This window comes from Fundidesulfovibrio magnetotacticus, from assembly GCF_013019105.1.
GTDB lineage: Bacteria > Desulfobacterota > Desulfovibrionia > Desulfovibrionales > Desulfovibrionaceae > Fundidesulfovibrio > Fundidesulfovibrio magnetotacticus.
Genome location: NZ_BLTE01000009.1, coordinates 127522 through 145682, shown reverse-complemented (window position 1 = coordinate 145682; position 18161 = coordinate 127522). Strand labels below are relative to the sequence as shown.

The 18161-nt window shown below is 66.2% G+C and carries 15 protein-coding genes; 3 read left to right on the top strand and 12 right to left on the bottom strand.

Features of this window, described 5'->3' with window-relative positions:
* Positions 1–75 precede the first annotated feature (75 nt).
* The gene (gene secD / locus NNJEOMEG_RS10965; protein WP_173084337.1) at positions 76–1677 is read left to right on the top strand and encodes a protein translocase subunit SecD; all 1602 of its coding nucleotides are present in this window, start codon (positions 76–78) and stop codon (positions 1675–1677) included.
* A 296-nt stretch (positions 1678–1973) separates the two neighbouring features.
* Here the strand turns inward: secD and nadB are convergent, their stop codons facing one another.
* From nadB to NNJEOMEG_RS10905, 12 genes are all read right to left on the bottom strand, one after another.
* The gene (gene nadB / locus NNJEOMEG_RS10960) at positions 1974–3554 is read right to left on the bottom strand and encodes an L-aspartate oxidase (RefSeq protein WP_173084336.1); all 1581 of its coding nucleotides are present in this window, start codon (positions 3552–3554) and stop codon (positions 1974–1976) included.
* 17 nt (positions 3555–3571) lie between these two features.
* Positions 3572–4048 carry an aminoacyl-tRNA deacylase gene (locus tag NNJEOMEG_RS10955; protein WP_173084334.1) on the bottom strand — a complete coding sequence of 159 codons (477 nt, stop codon included), beginning with the start codon at positions 4046–4048 and terminating at the stop codon, positions 3572–3574.
* Positions 4049–4055: 7 nt separating this feature from the next.
* Positions 4056–5102: a quinolinate synthase gene (locus NNJEOMEG_RS10950; protein WP_173084332.1), complete on the bottom strand. Its 1047-nt coding sequence runs from the start codon at positions 5100–5102 to the stop codon at positions 4056–4058.
* A gap of 4 nt (positions 5103–5106) precedes the next feature.
* A complete protein-coding gene (nadC, locus tag NNJEOMEG_RS10945) occupies positions 5107–6024 on the bottom strand; it encodes a carboxylating nicotinate-nucleotide diphosphorylase (protein ID WP_173084330.1) in 918 nt (305 codons plus the stop codon).
* A 267-nt stretch (positions 6025–6291) separates the two neighbouring features.
* A complete protein-coding gene (locus NNJEOMEG_RS10940) occupies positions 6292–8337 on the bottom strand; it encodes a B12-binding domain-containing radical SAM protein (RefSeq protein ID WP_173084328.1) in 2046 nt (681 codons plus the stop codon).
* 280 nt (positions 8338–8617) lie between these two features.
* On the bottom strand, positions 8618–9436 hold the full coding sequence (locus tag NNJEOMEG_RS10935) for a potassium channel family protein (protein WP_173084326.1): 819 nt from the start codon (positions 9434–9436) through the stop codon (positions 8618–8620).
* A 25-nt stretch (positions 9437–9461) separates the two neighbouring features.
* Entirely contained in the window at positions 9462–9755 is a 294-nt protein-coding gene (locus tag NNJEOMEG_RS10930; RefSeq protein WP_173084324.1) for a YciI family protein, read from the bottom strand.
* A gap of 24 nt (positions 9756–9779) precedes the next feature.
* Complete coding sequence (locus NNJEOMEG_RS10925; RefSeq protein WP_173084322.1) at positions 9780–10982, bottom strand: replication-associated recombination protein A; 1203 nt, start codon at positions 10980–10982, stop codon at positions 9780–9782.
* Between the two features lie 3 nt (positions 10983–10985).
* Positions 10986–12683 (bottom strand): GGDEF domain-containing protein, encoded by a 1698-nt coding sequence (locus NNJEOMEG_RS10920; RefSeq protein WP_173084320.1) that lies wholly within the window; start codon positions 12681–12683, stop codon positions 10986–10988.
* Complete coding sequence (locus NNJEOMEG_RS10915) at positions 12680–13426, bottom strand: 16S rRNA (uracil(1498)-N(3))-methyltransferase (protein ID WP_173084318.1); 747 nt, start codon at positions 13424–13426, stop codon at positions 12680–12682. The genes NNJEOMEG_RS10920 and NNJEOMEG_RS10915 overlap by 4 nt, the downstream gene beginning before the upstream one ends.
* Before the next feature lie 483 nt (positions 13427–13909).
* Positions 13910–14995, bottom strand: a complete 1086-nt coding sequence (gene gcvT, locus NNJEOMEG_RS10910) for a glycine cleavage system aminomethyltransferase GcvT (RefSeq protein ID WP_173084316.1) — start codon at positions 14993–14995, stop codon at positions 13910–13912.
* A gap of 20 nt (positions 14996–15015) precedes the next feature.
* Positions 15016–16755 carry a hypothetical protein gene (locus NNJEOMEG_RS10905; RefSeq protein ID WP_173084314.1) on the bottom strand — a complete coding sequence of 580 codons (1740 nt, stop codon included), beginning with the start codon at positions 16753–16755 and terminating at the stop codon, positions 15016–15018.
* 207 nt (positions 16756–16962) lie between these two features.
* Here NNJEOMEG_RS10905 and NNJEOMEG_RS10900 point away from each other — a divergent pair, with 207 nt between their 5' ends.
* Both NNJEOMEG_RS10900 and NNJEOMEG_RS10895 read left to right on the top strand, forming a co-directional pair.
* Positions 16963–17166, top strand: coding sequence for a DUF6485 family protein (locus NNJEOMEG_RS10900; protein ID WP_173084312.1), 204 nt, complete (start codon positions 16963–16965; stop codon positions 17164–17166).
* A 1-nt stretch (position 17167) separates the two neighbouring features.
* Positions 17168–18124, top strand: a complete 957-nt coding sequence (locus NNJEOMEG_RS10895) for a GAF domain-containing protein (protein ID WP_173084310.1) — start codon at positions 17168–17170, stop codon at positions 18122–18124.
* Positions 18125–18161 lie beyond the last annotated feature (37 nt).

Sequence of the window (18161 nt, the reverse complement as noted above, 5' to 3'; positions counted from 1 at the left end):
GCTTCCGTCCGTCTGATCGACCATTCGCGAGGGGAAACCTGGGGTTTCCCCTTTCGCGCATTCCAAGGAGCGTGCATGTCCAGCCTGTCCTGGCGTCTGATCGTGGTGGGGATCGTCCTCGTCCTGGGGCTCGTGTTCACCCTGCCGTCCGTCGAATCCGTGCGGCAATCGCCGCTGGGCAAAATGCTGCCCGCCAAGCAGGTGAGCCTCGGCCTCGACCTCAAGGGCGGCATCCACCTCACCCTGGGCGTTGACCTGGACAAGGCCCTGGCCAACTCCCTGTCCCAGGCCGGACAGGACATCAAGGCCCAGGCCCAGGAGAAGGAACTGACCGTCATCCGGCAGAATCTCCTGGACGCCCGCCGCCTGGAGTTCGTGCTGGCCACGCCGGGCAAGAAGGCCGAATTCGACGAACTGCTCAAGCGCGACTTTCCCTCGCTCGCCGTGGCCTCCAGCGCGGCGGTCGAGGACGACAAGGTCAAGTATGTGGTGCAGTACAAGCCCGAGTACGTGAAGAACCTGGAAGGCCTCACCCTCGACCAGGCCGTGAAGACCATCCGCAACCGCATCGACCAGTTCGGCGTGGCCGAGCCCGACATCCGCAAGCAGTCCGGCGACCGCATCCAGATCCAGCTGCCCGGCATGAAAGACCCCGAGCGCGCCATCGCCCTGGTGGGCAAGACCGCCCACCTGGAATTCAAGATCGTGGACGAAACCGCCGACGTGGCCAAGGCCCAGAAGGGCAACCTGCCCCCGGGCCGCGAGCTGGTGATGGAACGCGTTTCCGCCCCCGGCGGCGAGTATGCGGAAAAGCCCCTGGTGGTGAAGTCCGACGCGGTGCTCACGGGCGAGCACATCGCCGACGCCCGCGTGAACTTCGACCAGAACAACAACCAGCCTTACGTGGGCCTTGTCTTCACCCAGCGCGGCGCGAAGATCTTCGAGCGCGTCACGGGCGAGAACCTCAAGAAGCGCATGGCCATCATCCTGGACGGCAAGGCCTACTCCGCCCCCGTGATCCAGGACAAGATCGCCGGAGGACGCGCCCAGATCACCGGCCGCTACACCGACACCGAGGCCCGCGACCTGGCCGTGGTGCTGCGCGCCGGCGCGCTGCCCGCCCCCGTCACCGTGCTCGAACAGCGCACCGTGGGCCCCTCCCTGGGGCAGGAGTCCATCGACAACGGCATGATGAGCATCGGCGTGGCCTTCGCGGCCATCGCCCTGTTCATGCTGGTCTATTACGGGCTGTCCGGCGTGGTGGCCAACGTGGCCCTTGTGCTCAACCTGGTGCTGATCATGGCCGGGCTCTCGCTCTTCGGGGCCACGCTCACGCTGCCGGGCATCGCGGGCATCCTGTTGACCATCGCCCTCTCGGTGGACGCCAACATCATCATCTTCGAGCGCATTCGCGAAGAGATCCGCCTGGGCCTGCCCTGGCGCGCCTCCATCAAGGAGGGCTTCGCGCGCGGCACGCTGACCATCCTGGACGCCAACGTGACCACGCTCATCGCGGCCATCGTGCTCTACGAGTACGGCACCGGCCCCATCCGCGGCTTCGCCGTGACGCTCATGCTGGGCATCGTGGCTTCCATGTTCACGGCCATCTTCGTGAGCCATTCGCTGCTGGACCTCTTCACCCTGGGCAAGAAGCCCGAGGCGAAGCTCTCCATCTAGTCCGGCGCTCTCGCGGAGGCATTGCAGCAAAGGGCGCGGCCATGGCCGCGCCCTTTTGCTTGACGCCAAACCCCGAAGCGGGGTTTGCGAGATACGCTTACGGGCGGCAAAGCCGCCCTGCTCCAGGCTGCGCTTCGCGCAGGGCTGCTGAAAAAGCCGCAAAGCCGAGTTTGTCAGCAACCTCGGGGCGCGGCCATGGCCGCAGCCTTTTTCGTTGGGCGTCCGGCTTCGCTGGCCGACGCGGGACCGCGCGCCGCGCAAGGGCGTTGCGCGGCGGCCCCTGGCTCACGCGTCCTTCAGTTCACGCGGTAGTGGCAGCCCAGGCTCCGGGTGTTGCGCATGGCCAGGAGCGTGATGATGTAGGCGGCCTGGCAGCCGTGGAAGAGGTCCACGATGGGCTTGGAGAGGGGCGTCTCGCGGTAGAAGTCGTGCAGGTGGACGTTGAGGTCCCGCAGGTCCTCGAAGGCGCGCTTAAGGCGCGAGGCCGTGCGGTGGATGCCCACGTAGTTCCACATGGTGGACTTGATGGTGGTCCAGTCCTGGGCCACGAGGGCGGGGTCCTCGTTGCGGTCCTGGCCGGGTGAGACCCAGTCGGGGATGGAGTCCAGGAGTTTCTTGGGGAGTTTGGGCTTGGAGGCGTAGCGGTGGCCGATGTAGGCTCCCGCGCCCACGCCCCAGACGATGCATTCCAGGAGCGAGGTGGAGGCCATGCGGTTGGCCCCGTGCACGCCGGTGCAACTGCACTCGCCCACGGCGTAGAGGCGGTCCACGGTGGTGCGGCCATACACGTCCACGAGCACGCCGCCGCAGGAGTAGTGCTCGGCGGGGACCACGGGGATGGGCTCGCGGGCGATGTCGATGCCGATCTCGGCGCACTTGGCGGCGATGCCGGGGAAGCGGCGCGCCACGTCGTCCACGTGGTTGGCGGCGTCGAGGAACACGCAGTCCTCGCCGGAGCGCAGGAGCTCTTCCATGATGGCCCGGGTTACGATGTCGCGCGGGGCCAAGTCGGCGCGGGCGTCGTAGCGGGGCATGAAGGCCTCGCCGCGCGCGTTGACGAGCCTGGCCCCCTCGCCGCGCATGGCCTCGGTGATCAGGAAGCGGCGGTCGGCGCGGTGGAAGAGCGAAGTGGGGTGGAACTGGATGTACTCCATGTTCAGGAAGCGCGCGCCGCAGCGGTAGGCCATGGCCAGGGCCGAGCCCACGCAGGCCCGGGTGTTGGTGGTGTGCAGGTAGATCTGCCCCACGCCGCCCGTGGCCAGGATGGTGTAGTCGGCCAGGATGGTCTCCACCACGCCGGTTGCTTCGTTGAACACGTAGGCCCCCAGGGCCTGGTTCACCAGATGGTACTTGTACTCCATGAGCGAGGCGTGGTGGTGCGAGGTGAGCACGTCCACGGCCGTGCGCCGGGTGAGCACGGTGATGTTGGGGTGGGCCTCCACGGCCCGGACCATGCATTCCATGATGGAGCGGCCCGTTGAGTCGGCGCAGTGCACGATGCGCGGCAGACTGTGGCCGCCCTCCTTGGTGAGGTGGTACTGGCCGTCGCGGCCGCGCTCGAAGGGCACGGCGAGCTTGTCGATGAGCAGCTGGGACACCACCTCCGGCCCCTTGCGGGCCAGGTGGCGCACGGCGGCCAGGTGGTTGTGGTTGGCCCCGCAGGTGAGGATGTCGCGCTCCAGGAGCTTGGGCGAGTCGCCGGGGCCGGTGTGCACGATGCCGCCCTGGGCCAGGGCCGAGTTGCCGTCGGTGAGCTTGTCGCCGGCGCTGAGGAGCGTGACCTCGAAGCCCTTGTCCGCCAGGGTCAGGGCGGCGGCGCAGCCCGCCGAGCCGGAACCGATGACCAGGACCTGTGTCTTGCTGCGGAATTGGTACATGGGGCCTCCCGGCCTGGCTAGCGGCCCGCCTCGACTGGCGTGACGGACAGAAGTTCCTGGAACACGCGGGGCTCGATTTCCACCAGCACGCCGCGCCGCCCCGCGTTCACCAGCACGCGGGGCAGGGCGAGGATGCTCTTTTCCAAGCACACCGGCAAGGGCTTGCGCGTGGCGAAAGGCGAGATGCCCCCCACCAGATAGCCGGTGTGGCGCTGGGCGGCCTCCGGCGCGCAGGGCGTAACGGACTTCACACCCATCTGGCGGGCCAGCTCCTTGAGCGACACCTCGCGGTCGCCGTGCATGAGCACGAGGAACGGCCGCCCGGATTCGTCCTCGAAGACCAGGGTCTTCACCACGGCGTGCTCGTCCACGCCCAACTCGCTGGCGGCGCGTCCGGTGCCGCCGTGGTCCACGTAGTCGTAGGGCCTGGCCGTGAAGGCCACCTTGCGGGCCTTGAGCAACTGGGTGGCCGGGGTGGCCGGGGGCTTGGCCACGGCGGGTTCAGCCTTTCTTCGGCGCGCAGGCGTCCAGCATGCGTTGCAGGGCCAGCTTCGCCGGTTCCTTGAGGGCTTCGTCCACCTCCACCGAGGGCGAACCGTCCAGGTTTTCCAGAAGCCTGGCGAGGTTGGGCTCGGTGATCTTCTCCATGTTGGAGCAGGTGGAGTGGAGCAGCGGGCGCACCACCTTCACGCCGCTGTACTGTTGGGCCAGGCGGTTCACCAGGTTGAATTCGGTGCCCACGTAGACGGTGGAACCCTCGGGGGCTTCGGCCACGAAGCGGATGATCAGCGACGTGGAGCCGCAGGCGTCGGCCAGGGCCACGGTGTTGGGGTGGCATTCGGGGTGCACCACCACCAGACAGCCGGGCGATTCGGCACGGGCCTTGCGGATGGATTCGGGCTTGAAGCGCGAGTGGATGACGCACTGGCCGGGCCACAGCAGGAGCTTCGCGCGGCGGGCGCGTTCCAGGTCGATGGCCTGGCCGTGCTCGCGGATGTCCAGGATGTTGCGGTCTTCCTTGGGCAGGGCGATCCAGTCAGCGGCATTGAGGCCCAGGCGCACGTCGGGGAGAAAGAGGGTGTGGCCGCCCCGGGCCATGGCCCAGGAGAGCATGGTCTTGGCGTTGGCCGAGGTGCACACCGAGCCGCCGCGCGCGCCCACCAGGGCCTTCACGGCCGCCGAGGAGTTCACGTAGGTGAGGGGCGTGGCCGTCAGGCCGCCTTCTTCCAGGCGGTCCAGCACCTTGGCGGCCAGCCAGGCCGGGGCCATGTCCGACATGACGCAGCGGGAGTTCATCTCCGGGATGAGCACCTTCTGGCCGGGCTTGGCCAGGATGGCCGCCGTCTCGGCCATGAAGAATACCCCGCAGAAAACGATGTAGCGGGCCTCCAGGCCAGGCACGCGGCGGGAGAGTTCCAGGGAGTCGCCGGTGTGGTCGGCGTGGCGGGCCACGGCGTCGGACATGTAGTGGTGGGCCAGGATGACCAGATCCTTGCCCAGGCGGGCGCGGACGCTCTCGATGGTGTCGAAGTCTTTGGAATCGCTCATGGTGTCAGGCCTTGTCCAGTTGCATGCTGTAGTCCGCGTAGGGAGCGGAGTGGGTGATTCGGCCCACGGAGACGAAATCCGCCCCCAGGCGGGCCAGTTGGGGAAGCTGTTCCAGGCTCACACCGCCGGAGAGTTCGGTCTCGATGCCCGGCGGGATGGTCTCCAGGGCATGGCGCATGGTTTCCATGTCCATGTTGTCGAGCATGATGCGTTCGGGCCGCAGGGCCACGGCTTGGCGCACCTCGTCCAGGGAGCGGCATTCCACCTCCAGGGGCGGGCAGTCCCGGGGCAGGGAGCGGCGCACGGCCTCCACGGCCTGGGGCACGCCCCCGGCGCGGTCCACGTGGTTGTCCTTGAGCATGAGCATCACGGCCAGGTCCATGCGATGGTTGTGGCCGCCGCCCACGCGCACGGCGTATTTTTCGGGGTAGCGCAGGCCGGGAAGGGTCTTGCGGGTGTCCAGCAGGCGGGTGCGCGAGCCCTCCAGGGCCGAGACGTAGCGGGCCGTGAGGTTGGCGATGCCCGAGAGGTGGCACAGGAAGTTGAGGATAACCCGTTCCGCCTTGAGCAGGCCCTCGGCCGGGCCTTCGAACACGGCCACCACGGGGCCGCGCCGGGCGCGCCGGGCCGCCTCGGAACAGGGGGGCGACGCCCCGTCGGGCAGGGCCAGATCGCCGTCCTGGGCGTGGTAGACCCGGGCCACTGCCTCCAGGATGCCCATGCGCTCGAAGACCACGTCGGCCATGGGCAGGCCCGCCACGAGCGTGGGTTCCTTGGCGCGGATGCGGGCCGTGAGGCGGTCCGTGGGTGAGAAGACGGCGCGTGCGGTGAGGTCGGGGCCGTCCTCGTCCAAGGCCAGGTCCGCGGCGCGGTGGAGGAAGGCCAGGGCCTTGCCGGTGAAGAAGTCCTGGAAGGAAGTCATGATATGAGGCGATTAGCACCAAACGCCCCAGAGATGAAGGGGGGTGAATCTTGTCACAAAGTTGGAAGCGGACGCCGGGCTTCGAAGGAAACTCGCCGGAAAGAGAAGTGCTTGGTCATAAGGAAGCCCCCCGGCAGGTATCGGATGCGTCACTGACGAAACGCTTGTGATGTGTGCTCGGGAGGCTTCCATTGCGTCCGTCTCGAACGAGCCGACGCACCGTTGGGCGGCGTGGCTCGTTCAGACGGTGGTACGCTACAGCTCAGTCTAGTTAATCTGCTTGAATGCCCAGAATTCCCTGACCTTCCAGTTGCGCCACAACAGGTTGCCCACGAGATGTTCGGGGTCCGAGGTCTTGTGGATGTTGCGGAGTTCATCGATGAGCTTGAGGCAGTGTTCCTTGTCGTAACCCAAGACGTATTCTGCCGGTCTGTGGTAGTCGGTGAGCTTGGCCGAGGGGTTTGTGTGCCAGGCAAGGACATCGCACGGCAGGACCATGCTGGTGGATTCGTTCACGGCCGAAGCGTCGACGAAAAGGCGGTTGAGGCGCATGGTCCGCTGAGCGAAGCGGCGTGCTGCGTCAAGGCATTCCCTGTCATTGGCGGAGAGCCGATCATGGGCCATTGCAAGGAGCTTGTTGTAGAAATAATCCACAAGAATGTTCCAGTCTTGGAAGAAGATCTTGCTCAGATACTTGCGAATGAGGTTGTCGCCGAGTTTCCCCGCGAGAAGGGCATTGAAATTTTCGTCGGTGGAGAAGAAGTCTTGGATGGCCTGTGGGGAGTCGAAGAGTTCGGAGCGTGTCTCGTCGATGAAGGCCTCGAAGATGGGCGACATGGGGGAGAGGCCTTTCACTATGTCGTCACACAGAGCCAAGGTGTAGTCGAACATGCCCACTCCGGCTTCCCGGGCATGCCGCAGGATGAAGGACATTTGCTCGCAACAGACGGTTTCCACAAGCAGGGTGAAGATGCGGATGTACTTGTAATCCTCGAACGAGAGTGTGTTGGTTGCTATGCACACTTCTTCGATCTCGAAGACCCGCTTCCCGTCGTATTCTCCAAATTGGCGAGGGAGAAGGCGGTATTTGGTTTTCATGCCGTAGCGCGCTCGAAACTCGGGTGAAGCGAGGGGGGTGCCCTTGAGCATCATGGTGGTGTACGTGGCTCCGGGGTTGATGCCGGCGTCCACTAGTTGTCTCTGCCCATCGATGTAGGAGGCCAGGGTCTCTTCAGGCATGGGCACGATGATCTCGCAAACGATGGGATCTTGTCCCATGACCTTGAGTTCCCGGGCAATGGAAAAACACTTGTCCAACGGAATGTTGGTCCTTTTGATGATCGCCTCAGTGGTCTTGTTCATGGTCTGTCGGGAGAGACCATACCTGAACCGGTGGCCGAGCATTTTCGTGATGGCGAAGGCCCTGTCCGGATTGACCTTGGATGTTTCCGAATCGATGAAGAGGGGCCAGTTCGTTTCGAGGACGTACTTTTGCAGGTGTTCGGCGATCTCGTAGTCGTGCTTCGTGGTGCCGAAGTTTGAATCGAAGATAGCCAGTCTGTTGCTGTTGATCTTCGAGGTCCTGGCGAAGATGTAATCAATTTCCCGCTTGATGCGTTCCGCGCTGAATTCGGCATGTCCCTTCAGGTTGGAGCCCGTATGGCAATAGGCGCAGAAATAGGGGCAGCCTCTGGTCGTTTGGAGTGACGGGACGTATTTGTCGGAGAGCCACTTGTCCAGAATGCCCATGAGATACGGCGAGGCGATGAAGTCTAGTTTCTTGTTGATTTTCTGGCGCTCTCCGCGAAGCAGTTGGCGCGTGGAAGGCGAGATGCACATGCTCCCCAGAGTAGGGGCTTCCTGGACGCCAGCCAGGCCCGACGGTCCGAAATAAACCGCCTGCACGAGATCGACGAAGGATTGCTCCCCGTTGAAGTGATCGTGAACGTAGAAATCCAGGGCGGGGCGCTGGGTCATGTATTCCAGGCACTCGCCGGGTTCGTCGGGAACGTCCGGCCCGCCCATGACACAGAGCGTCTCCGGGTTCACCTTCTTGGCGAAGGCGAGCATGCTGTAGGACAGATTGGAGTTCCAGCAATAGTTAGAGACCCCCACCACCTCGGGACGCCATGACTGGATGTCGTTCATCAGGGTGTCGACATCGGTATAGAGGCGCAGATCTATCTTGTCGGAGCCGAACGTTCCAATCAAGTGTGCGCCGATGTAGCCGATGCCGATGGGTACATAGGTGGAGTGGATGCCACAGGTGGTGTGGCGAAGATCGCACAGTGCGACTCTGAGTCTGTCACGCATCGGTTTCTCCCTGAAAGTGATCTCCGCTGTTTGCCGCCAGGTAGGGGGGGAATCCATGCCTCCACGAAACGCCACGTCAGGACCTGAATGCAGAAACAAACGGAACAGGAACCCAGTCGACTGTGGCAGAGAGGGGAGACAGAGGTGGAGGATGGCCCGGTAGGTCCGTGGAATGCCCCATACCGCCCCAGAGAAGGCGGCAATAATTTATAGGCACTTTCGTTCTCATGCAAGATAAAGTTTAGGAACCATGCAAGTCGTCAAATGCCGGTCAACCCCGTTATCCCCGCACGATGACGCTGGCCTCGGGGTTGAAGGGGTTGGTGCGCGCGGCCAGGTAGAAGAGGTAGGGGTAGCTGGCCTTGAGGTAGCCCGTGTAGGTGATCCACTGGGCGCTGATCAGCCCGTAGACCCGGCTTGCGTCCCCGGCCAGGTGGCGCAGGTCGCTCTCGGGAAGAGAGTCCAGGTCTGGCGGGCGGCACATGAGCTCGTCGCGCAGATGGTAGATGGCGCGCAGGGTGTCCGAGAAGGCCTCGTGCTCCCCTATGCTGGGGTTTTCCAGCAGCCGCAGGAGCAGGTCGGACTTTTCGGCCAGAAGGGCGCGCAGGGCGTTCATGTCCAGACGGTGCGGGTCCAGGGCGAAATCGTGGCCCTCCAGCAGTTTCGAGGCCTGGCGGAAGCGGGATGGTTCCCACGTGGCGTCCACGCGCAGGCCCTCCGAGAGCCCCGCCGTGTCGCGGTCGGCCCGCACGAGCCGGGTGAGCAACTCGAGCCCCACGTCGGAGAAGAAGATGCCCCGGATCATGTTGCGCTTTTCGCGCTTGGTCTGCTCCTCCTTGCCCGCGAACACCGATTCCGCCACGGACTCGGCCACGGCCACGAACGTGCCCACTCCCGCGAACACCAGGACCATGGCCAGCGTCTTGCCCTCGGTGGACCAGGGGTGGATGTCCCCGTAGCCCACGGTGCCCATGGTGATCACGGTGAAGTACAACGCGTCGAAGAGGCTCAGCCCCTCGATCAGGTGAAAGCCCACCGTGCCGGTGAGCAAGGCAAGGAGGAAACAGCTCCCGTAGATGATCAGGCGTTTTCGTTGCATGCGTGGACCTGCAGGCGCCGGGCGCTCAGGGCATGGCTACCTGGAACGGATGCAGCCGGGGAGTGACGATGCCTGCGCGCACGGCAGGATCGGCCTCGAAGAACGCCCGCGACTCTTCAGGAGATTGGGCGCGGAACACCAGCACCCCGTATGCGCCGTCCGTGCACACGCCCAGGAGCACCACGCGGCCTTGAGCGGCCAGTTCCCGGCAGTGCGCTCCATGCGCCGTCATGACGGACCGTTCCTCGTCGGTCATGGTTTGGAGGAAGTCGGGGCGATTGGGCTCGAAGAGCATCAGGTAGGTCTGATCTGCTTGCATGGTGATGGTCCCTTGGGGAATGGCTCAGTGTTTCTTGCGCAGGGCCTTGATCCGTGCAGCGAGCTTCGGCTCTTCGCCGATGCCCTTCTCCTGGTAGAAGGTCACGCCGTCCATGCCGTCGGGCATGTAGCGCTGCTCCACCCAGGCGTCGGGGTAGGCGTGGGGGTATTTGTAGCCTTCTCCGAAGCCCCACTGGCGCTGCAGCTTGGCCGAGGGGTTGCGCAGGTGAAGGGGCACGGGGCGCACGCCCTGAGCCAGCACCTCCTTGCGCGCGGCCAGATAGGCGGCGTAGGTCGAATTGCTCTTGGGGGCCAGGGCCAGGTAGACCGTGGTCTCGGCCAGGGGGATGAACCCTTCGGGCATGCCCACCATCTCCACGGCCTGCTGGCAGGCCACGGCCAGGGGCAGGGCGCGCGGATCGGCCAGGCCCACGTCCTCGGAGGCCGAGAGGATGAGCCTGCGCGTGACGAAGCGCGGATCCTCCCCGGATTCGAGCATGCAGGCCAGGTAATAGAGGGCGGCGTCCGGGTCCGAGCCCCGGATCGACTTGATGAAGGCGCTGGCCAGTTCGTAGTGCTGGTCCGCGTCGCGGTCGCCGCGCAGCACCTGCTCGGGGAGGTTCTGCTTGAGTGTGCCCGCCTCGCGCTTCTCGGGCGGCAGCTGGGCCGCGTATTCCAGGAGGTTGAGCAGCGTGCGCGCGTCGCCGCCCGAGGCGAAGCAGAGCAGGTCCACGCTTTCCTGGGGCAGGTCCAGGCGGAGGGCCTCCATGCCCCGGCGGGCCACCACGGCCAGCTCCCCGTGGGAGAGGGAGCGCAGGCGCATCACGTGCAGGCGCGAGAGCAGCTGCTTTGTCACGGAGAAGGACGGGTTTTCGGTGGTGGTGGCCAGAAGGGTGATGTCGCCGTGCTCCAGAAGCGGCAGGAAGAAGTCCTGCTGGGCCTTGGAGAAGCGGTGCAGCTCGTCCAGGATGAGGATTTCCTTGCCCGCGATGAGCCCGCGCAGGGCGGCAAGCCCCGCCTCCGGGGCGCTCACGCGCACGTAGGGCAGGCCCTTGGCTTTGGCCAGCAGGAGCGCCAGGGTGGACTTGCCGCACCCGGGCGGGCCGAAAAAGAGGATGCTGGGCAGCCTGGGGGCCGAAAGCATCCCTTCCAGGCGCGCGATCACGTGGGACTGGCCCGTGAACTCCTCGAACGAGGCGGGCCTGATGGCGTGTGCCAGGGGCGGCATGGGTCAGCTCCCGGAATCCTTGTCGGGCGCGGGGGCGTCGCCGTGGACGCGCACCCTGTCGCGCCCGTCGCGTTTGGCCGCCAGCATGGCCTTGTCGGCCCTGTCCAGCACCTGATGCAAGGATTCCTCCATCCCCGGCTCCAGGCTGGCCACGCCGAGGCTCACGGTGACGGAGCAGGCCGCCTCGCCTTCGCGGCACGCTCCGGGGATGCGCTCCACGATGCGCTGGCCCACCGACCGGGCTTCCCTGGAACACGAGCCCGCGAGCAGCACGGCGAACTCGTCGCCGCCCACGCGGCCCAGCACGTCGCCCTCACGGATCTGGTCGCGCGCGGCGCGGGCCACCTCCCGGAGCACCTTGTCGCCGGTCAGGTGGCCGTGGGCGTCGTTGACTTCCTTGAAACGGTCCACGTCCAGGTAGAGCACGGTATAGCCCCGGCGCTCACGCTGGAGCCGCTCCGCCTTGGCCTCGGCGCTCTCGATGAACCCCCGGCGGTTGAGCACCCCCGTGAGCTGGTCCATGGTGGCGTCGGCCCGGAGCCTGTCCTCGGCGCGGCGCTGCTCGGTGACGTCGTGGAGGAACACCAGCACGGCCCCGTCGCCGTCCCAATCGATGCCCACGATGTTGGCCTGCACGTCGATGAGGTCCCCCGAACCGCGCACGGCCTTGAACTCCAGGGATTTGGACAGCCCGTGCCGGGCCAGGGCCTGGTCCAGGACCTGGCGGACCTGGGCGCGCTGGGCGGGGTGCACGAAGTCCTCGAAGGTGGCCGTGCGGGCGTCGGTTTCGGAGAGCCCCGTCAGCTCCAGAAGGCGCGCGTTGTGCAGGGCGTAGAGCCCGCTGTGCACCACCGCGATGGGCTCGGAGGCGTTGAGGATCAGCTGCCGGTAGCGCCGCTCGCTTTTCAGTAGGGCGGCCTCCACCTGCATGCGCCGCTTGATCTCCTCGCGTGCGGTCTGAAGCTCCACGCGCACCTCCGAGAGTTCCTGCAGGATGGCGAAAACCGGCCGGTGCGGCATCTCCACGCCCGTGATGGCGTTCTGCCAGCTCAGGTAGGCCCAGAGGATCGGGGCCGCGAACGCGCAGATCACCAGACGGCTCGTCAGTGTCCCGGTCATGATGGAAAGATAGTTGCCGGACCCCAGGAACGCAGCCGTGTTGAAGAGCGCCACGTCGAGCCACATCACGCCCAGGAGCGTCAAAAACGCCTTGGCCGCCAGGGGGAGCGCCCGCTTCTTGTCGTGTAGAAACTCCCAGCTGATGGCCAGGAACAGCAGGTCCCCCAGCGTGGTGAGCACCGAGGCCATGTTGACGCGCAGACTCGGGATGGGCACCAGCGCCAGGGGCACGGTGCTGGAAATCTTCGTTTGAAGATGCAGGACCACGGAGATGAGCGGCACCAGCGCCGAGACGCCCACCACCGTGAGGATGGCCACCCGCGTGGCCCGGGGGCCATCGAACACGTAGACCACGAACACGCCCAGCAACAGCGACGTGTAGAACACCGTGGACCCCACCAGATAGGTGGTGTCGCCCAGTTGCACCGCAACCCCGGCGTCCGTGACCCAGGACATGATGGCCGTGAGGCTGCCCAACAGGGCATAGAAAAAGGCCAGACCATATCTGTGACGCAGCGAGTGCGACCACAGCACGAGCCCGTAGACCGCGAAGGCCTCCGCGGCAAGAATCCACGCGTTCATCGCATTCCGCCCGTTGATGGACCACCAGACGACGTTGCCCACCAGGCAAGGCCCAGACACAACAGCGAAGCCGTTTCCCAGCGCAGCGGCCGGGGACCCAGGGTCACGGCCCGGAATCCGGCGTTCCGCAGCACGTCGGCCTCCGGGTCCGTCAGACCGCCCTCGGGGCCGATCACGAAAACACGTCCGCCATGCCCGGTCAAGTCTTCAAGGCCCAGCCCCCGCGACACCCCCCGGGACTCCCACGCCAGGTACTTGCCCTCGATCGCCCCGCAGCGTTCCGCAAGCCCCGAGGCCCCGCCGGAGACCATCTCCAGCTCAGGCAGCCAGACGCTCCCGCACTGCTTGGCCCCCGCCACCAGCTGCGCGCGCCAGCTCTCCTTGGGCTCGGCGGGCATGCCGCCCTGGCTGCGCGACGCCTCCCAGAACAGGATGCCGCCGCAGCCCAGCTCCACCGCCTTCTCCAACAACCAGCCGCGACGCGCCGACTTGTTCCAGCCCAACGCCAGCCACGCGCCGCCGGAAGGAGCCGAGTACTGCTCCGACTCCTGCTCCAGCTCCACGCCGCCGCGCACGCAGACCACCCGGAACAGGCCCTCCCGCCCCGCGCCGTCGAAACAGCGCACCCGCGCGCCCGGGCCGAGCCGCAACACCTTGGCGAGATGCCGCGCCTCGTCGCCCTCCAGGCGGAACGGAGCCCCCCAGGCCTCAGGCGGGATGTGGAACGTGTCGAGTCTTGCCATGGCGGTTGGTGGTTGGTTGTGGGTGTCGGCGCGGAGCGTCCGCACGATCAATCCATGGCGGCCTCAGGGCGCGCCGGGCAATCCCCTGCGGGCGGCAGGGACGCGTGAACTGTTTCGTGCGCCGGTACGGCATACGGGTCGTGCTACGCATGCGCGGACAAGTTGCGCGCGCCTTTGGAACCGAGCCGCGGCCCCGGCCCCTCGCGCCATGCGGCGCGGCCACGCGGGGTTCTCCAGCCGGTCCCGCCCTGCCCGCGCGTAGGGCCCCTGCCGGAAACGCAGGCCAACACGGCGAAGCAACGCTGGATTTCCAGGGCGCAGCCCTTTGCCCGCCGACGGTTCTTCCCCGACGGCCCGCCGTCCCGCAGCTGTCGTATCGCTCATCGACGCGAAGCGGAAAGGGATTCCAAAGGGCGTAGCCCTTTGGCCGCCGGAGGCTCTTCCCCGACGGCCTGCCGCACGCGCCATGGGCTCCCGCGGCGCTCAGCTCAGCTTGGCCCGGGCGGTGCCGCCTTTGTAGAAGGGCAGGTCCACCTTCTTGGCGGGCAGTTGCGCCTTGGCGGCCTGGACGGTGAAGCCGTCGGCCTCGGCGGCCTGGGCATCCAGGTAGGCCAGGGCGATGGAGTGTCCCAGGGTGGGGGAGAAGGAGCCGCTTGTCACCACGCCCACTTCCTTGCCGTTGCCGTCGAGCACTTTGTCGTGGTGCCGGGCGCTGCGGCGTCCTTCGATGGAGAGGGCGACGAGCTTGCGACGCACGTCGAAGGCGCGGGCCTTGCCGGTGAAGGGTGCGGCGGAGCCGAGCATGCCGTCGTAGCCGGCCTCGGCGGGGGTGTGTTCGGTGTCGAGGTCCTGCCCGTAGAGGGGGTAGCCCATTTCCAGGCGCAGGGTGTCGCGCGCGCCGAGTCCGGCGGGGAGCACTTCGGGGTCGGCGGCGAGTTTTTCCCAGAGGGCCTGGGCCTTGTCGGCGGGCAGGTAGAACTCGTAGCCCAGTTCGCCGGTGTAGCCGGTGCGGCTGACGATGATTTCCGCGCCGTCGAAGGCGGTCTTGCGGAAGCTGAAGTAGCCCAGGGTGTTCCATTCGCCGGGGAGGACGCGGGCGAGCACCTCGAAGGACTTGGGGCCCTGGAGGTCGATCTTGGCGGTGTTGTCGGAGATGTCGGCGAAGGCGAGTCCGGCGGGGAGGCGGCCTTTGATGGTGGCGAAGTCCGAAGCGGTGCAGGCGCCGTTGACCACGAGCATGAACTCCTCGTCGGCTATGCGGTAGACGATGAGGTCGTCCAGCACGCCGCCCTGCTCGTTGAGCAGGAAGCCGTAGCGGCACTTGCCGGGGGCGAGGGTGTCCAGGTTCTGGGTGACGGCGGCGGCCAGGGCGTTCTTCGCGCCCGGGCCTTTGAGGCTGAATTCGCCCATGTGGCAGATGTCGAAGATGGCGGCCCGGGTGCGGCAGTGGCCGTGTTCGGCGATGATGCCGGAGTACTGGACGGGCATCTCCCATCCGGCGAAGGGGACCATCTTGGCGCCGTGGGCCTTGTGCCAGGCGTTGAGCGGGGTGACGAGGAGCGTTTCCACAGGGCGACTCCGTAGGGGGATTAGAGGGTGACGGCTTGCTGCGCGCGGGGCGGTTCGGTGCGCAGCTTGCGGATGCGCTCGAACTCGTCGAGGAGCGAGACGAGCCTGGCGTACATTTTCTTGATCTGCTGGCCGTAGGGGGAGAGTTCCTCGTCCTTGCGGCCCACGAAGTTCTTCTGGATGTAGCGGTCCTGCAGGAGGGTGTCACCCATCTTGAGGACGCGTTCCACGAGTTCGTGGAAGTAGTTGGCCATCTCGAACTTGAGGTCGGAGACGATCTCGGTGAACTGCGAGAGCATGGCCAGGTACGAGAGTTTCTGGCCCCGCAGGCGGCGTCCCAGGAGGTCTTCGAGGGTCTTTACCTTGCGGGCCTGCTGGATGTAGCTGTATTTGCTCCACACTTCCTGATGGAGCCCGCGCATGGGGGTGAAGCGCTCGTAGTTGTCGGGCGAGAGCAGGTAGCCGTCGAGCACCTTGACCACGTTGGCGTAGAAATCGTCGGAGTAGCTGATGATCCTGCGCTGGTGTTTGGTGAGCCAGCAGTGGAGGAACTTCAGGCGCTTCTCGTCGGTCTCGGTGCCCTCCACGATCTCGTGGCGCTTGTAGACCACCCTGCCGTGGTACTCCCCGCGCACGATGTCGTTCAGGCGCAGGAACATGGAGTAGGAGTCCTTGATGATGTTCAGGCCCGAGAGGGCCACCCCGGTGACGGGGTGGAGGACTTCCTGGCGCACCACGGAGAGGGCGCGGTCCTGCCGCACGTTGTCCGGGTCGTACTTGTGCTGGTTGTAGACCACGCGCAGCACCACCACGCGGCGCTCCTCGTCGACGAAGTAGCCGCCTTCGCGCAGGAGCTTCACGGTGTCCTTGAAGTGTTCGTGCACGCTCACCAGGGCGAGCTTCTCCACGCGGGGGTAGTGCTTGGCGTCGGGATGGGAATAGAGCGTGGTGATGGTGCGGTCGGACTGGCCCAGCACGCGCACCAGGAAGCTTTCGCCGGAGCGGTGGAGCCTGCGGGCGAACATGGCGGCGGAGGTGCGCCGCTCGGAGACGATGGGGAAGCCGTAGAGCTCCATGAGGAACTGGTAGACGAAAAGGCGGTTGCGCTCGTAGAGCGCGTCGTCCCCGGCCTTGAACTTGCCGATGCGCAGGCCGAACTGCTTGAGTTCCGTGTCCAGGTAGGAGGGGAACGAGCTGTAGACCCCGGCCAGGGTGAAACGGTCGGCGGAGTCCAGGGCCAGCACGTGGGCGCGCTCCATGTGCAGCAGGGTTGGCAAAAGCTCCGGGTAGTTCTCCAGGGAGGTGATGTCCGCGCCCTGGTGGCGCTGGCGGAAGCGGTCCTGGTCCTGCTTGGGGATGCGCAGGGTGAGGGCGTTCAGGTTGGTCTGCCGGATGCGCTCGGCCAGGGCGGGGTTGGCCTTGCGTTCGGCCTCGGGGACGCTCTCCGGGGAGTGGAGGATGTCGTACTGGAAGATTTCCTGGAAATAGGCCAGCCGCCTGGGCAGGACCACCATGGAGAAGCCCGGGAGCTCCTTGTATTCGTAGAGGTCCACCTCGAAGGAAGGGAGCAGCTCGCGGTTTTCCACCACGGGGTAGTTCTTGGTGGTGAAGTAGGGCTCCAGGAGGGCGTGCTTGGCGTGCACCAGGTCGAGGAAGTCCTTGAGGGCCAGGAGGTCGCCGTTCTTCACGTCGCGTGCGCGCGCGGCGAAGCCGCTCGGGCCTGTGGCGTCGCAGAAGGCCTGTTCCCAGTTGAAGGACATCGCGGGTCTCCGGTTCGCAGCGGTTGGCGTTCTCGGGTCTGGCCGGGCGTCTTTCCAAACGGCCCGGTTTGGGCTACCACCCTGGGCGCGGGAAGAGGTCGGGACGCGGTGTCCGTGCCCCCTTGCTGCCCAAAGATTTCCATATCAAATGCTTTTCCCCGCTCTGTCAAGGTGGGGAAACCAGAAGCAGAGCCAAGGAGCCACGCCATGAGCGAAGCCTGCGCCAGACAGGCCTCGGGAGCCGCCGACTGTCCCTGCACCTATCCGGGCTGCCCCCGCCACGGGAACTGCTGCCAGTGCGTGGCCCACCACCGCGCCAAGGACCAGCTCCCCGCCTGCTATTTCACCGCCGAACAGGAAAAGAGTTTCGATCGTTCCGTCGCCTTCTTCCTGAGCTGCCGCAAAGGCTGACATGTCCCGCCAGGATGTCTTCTCGCGGGTTCTCCAGCTGGTCTGCAACGTCTTCGACAGCTACTCTGCGGTGCTCTTCCTGCCCGTGCCGGGCTCTCCGGACTGCCGCCTGGCCGCCTCCTTCAGCCTTGGCGACGACGTGCGCCAGGGCATGGTCCTCTCGCCGGGCCAGGGGCTCACGGGCTGGATCGTGCGCGAGGGCAAACCCCTGGTGATCAGCAACTTCGACCAGAAGCGCGGCGTGCTGGGCTACTACGCGGGCAGCGCCGAGAGCGAGATCAGGGCCTTCCTGGGCGTGCCCCTGGAGGGCATGGCCGGGGCGCTCTGCCTGGATTCCAAGAAGATCCACGGCTTCGGGGACAAGGACCAGAAGATCCTGGCCGAGTTCGCCCGGCTCGTCTCCACGCTCTACCTGGAGCGCGACCACCTTGCCGCAGACGCCCTGGAGGCCAGGCTCAGCGAGGCCCAGCGCCAGATGGCCACGCTTCCCTGGAAACATCCCAAATGGGCCGACTTCCTGCGCGAACTGCTGGGACTGGCCTCGCGCGCCACGGGGCTGGGGCATTGCTTCCTGGCCGTGGGCGACGAGAAGTCCGGCACGTTCTTCGTGGAAGGCGCGAGCCAGCCGCTCTTCGCCCACTCCGCCCCGGCCTCGTTCCCCCTGGGCGGGGGGATGATCGGCTGGGTGTTCAAGAACGCGGCTCCTGTCCACGCCCTGGATGGCGACACCACTCCGGCCCGTCTTTTCGGGGCACAGGCCTCGGCGCCGGTGTTCCGCAGCGTGGTCTGCCAGCCGGTGGGCTACGGCCGGGCCACGCGGGCCGTGCTGGTGTTCGCCGGGCGCGAGGAGGCGGCCGGGGAGCAGCTCAAGGAATTCGCCGCCGCCGTGGCGGCGCAACTCTCCCTGTTTCTGGAGAATCTGCACCTGAAGGCCCGCCTGGCCAAACGAGGGGCGTAGACATTTTTTCGCCCTGGCCGTAGAACCTGACGGTTCC

Excerpts from the sequence above, each read along its gene's own strand:
- secD (WP_173084337.1), top strand. The coding sequence starts at position 76 with ATGTCCAGCCTGTCCTGGCGTCTGATCGTGGTGGGGATCGTCCTCGTC.
- nadB (WP_173084336.1), bottom strand. The coding sequence starts at position 3,554 with ATGTACCAATTCCGCAGCAAGACACAGGTCCTGGTCATCGGTTCCGGC.
- NNJEOMEG_RS10950 (WP_173084332.1), bottom strand. The coding sequence starts at position 5,102 with ATGAGCGATTCCAAAGACTTCGACACCATCGAGAGCGTCCGCGCCCGC.
- nadC (WP_173084330.1), bottom strand. The coding sequence starts at position 6,024 with ATGACTTCCTTCCAGGACTTCTTCACCGGCAAGGCCCTGGCCTTCCTC.
- NNJEOMEG_RS10940 (WP_173084328.1), bottom strand. The coding sequence starts at position 8,337 with ATGCGTGACAGACTCAGAGTCGCACTGTGCGATCTTCGCCACACCACC.
- NNJEOMEG_RS10935 (WP_173084326.1), bottom strand. The coding sequence starts at position 9,436 with ATGCAACGAAAACGCCTGATCATCTACGGGAGCTGTTTCCTCCTTGCC.
- NNJEOMEG_RS10930 (WP_173084324.1), bottom strand. The coding sequence starts at position 9,755 with ATGCAAGCAGATCAGACCTACCTGATGCTCTTCGAGCCCAATCGCCCC.
- NNJEOMEG_RS10925 (WP_173084322.1), bottom strand. The coding sequence starts at position 10,982 with ATGCCGCCCCTGGCACACGCCATCAGGCCCGCCTCGTTCGAGGAGTTC.
- NNJEOMEG_RS10920 (WP_173084320.1), bottom strand. The coding sequence starts at position 12,683 with ATGAACGCGTGGATTCTTGCCGCGGAGGCCTTCGCGGTCTACGGGCTC.
- NNJEOMEG_RS10915 (WP_173084318.1), bottom strand. The coding sequence starts at position 13,426 with ATGGCAAGACTCGACACGTTCCACATCCCGCCTGAGGCCTGGGGGGCT.
- NNJEOMEG_RS10905 (WP_173084314.1), bottom strand. The coding sequence starts at position 16,755 with ATGTCCTTCAACTGGGAACAGGCCTTCTGCGACGCCACAGGCCCGAGC.
- NNJEOMEG_RS10900 (WP_173084312.1), top strand. The coding sequence starts at position 16,963 with ATGAGCGAAGCCTGCGCCAGACAGGCCTCGGGAGCCGCCGACTGTCCC.
- NNJEOMEG_RS10895 (WP_173084310.1), top strand. The coding sequence starts at position 17,168 with ATGTCCCGCCAGGATGTCTTCTCGCGGGTTCTCCAGCTGGTCTGCAAC.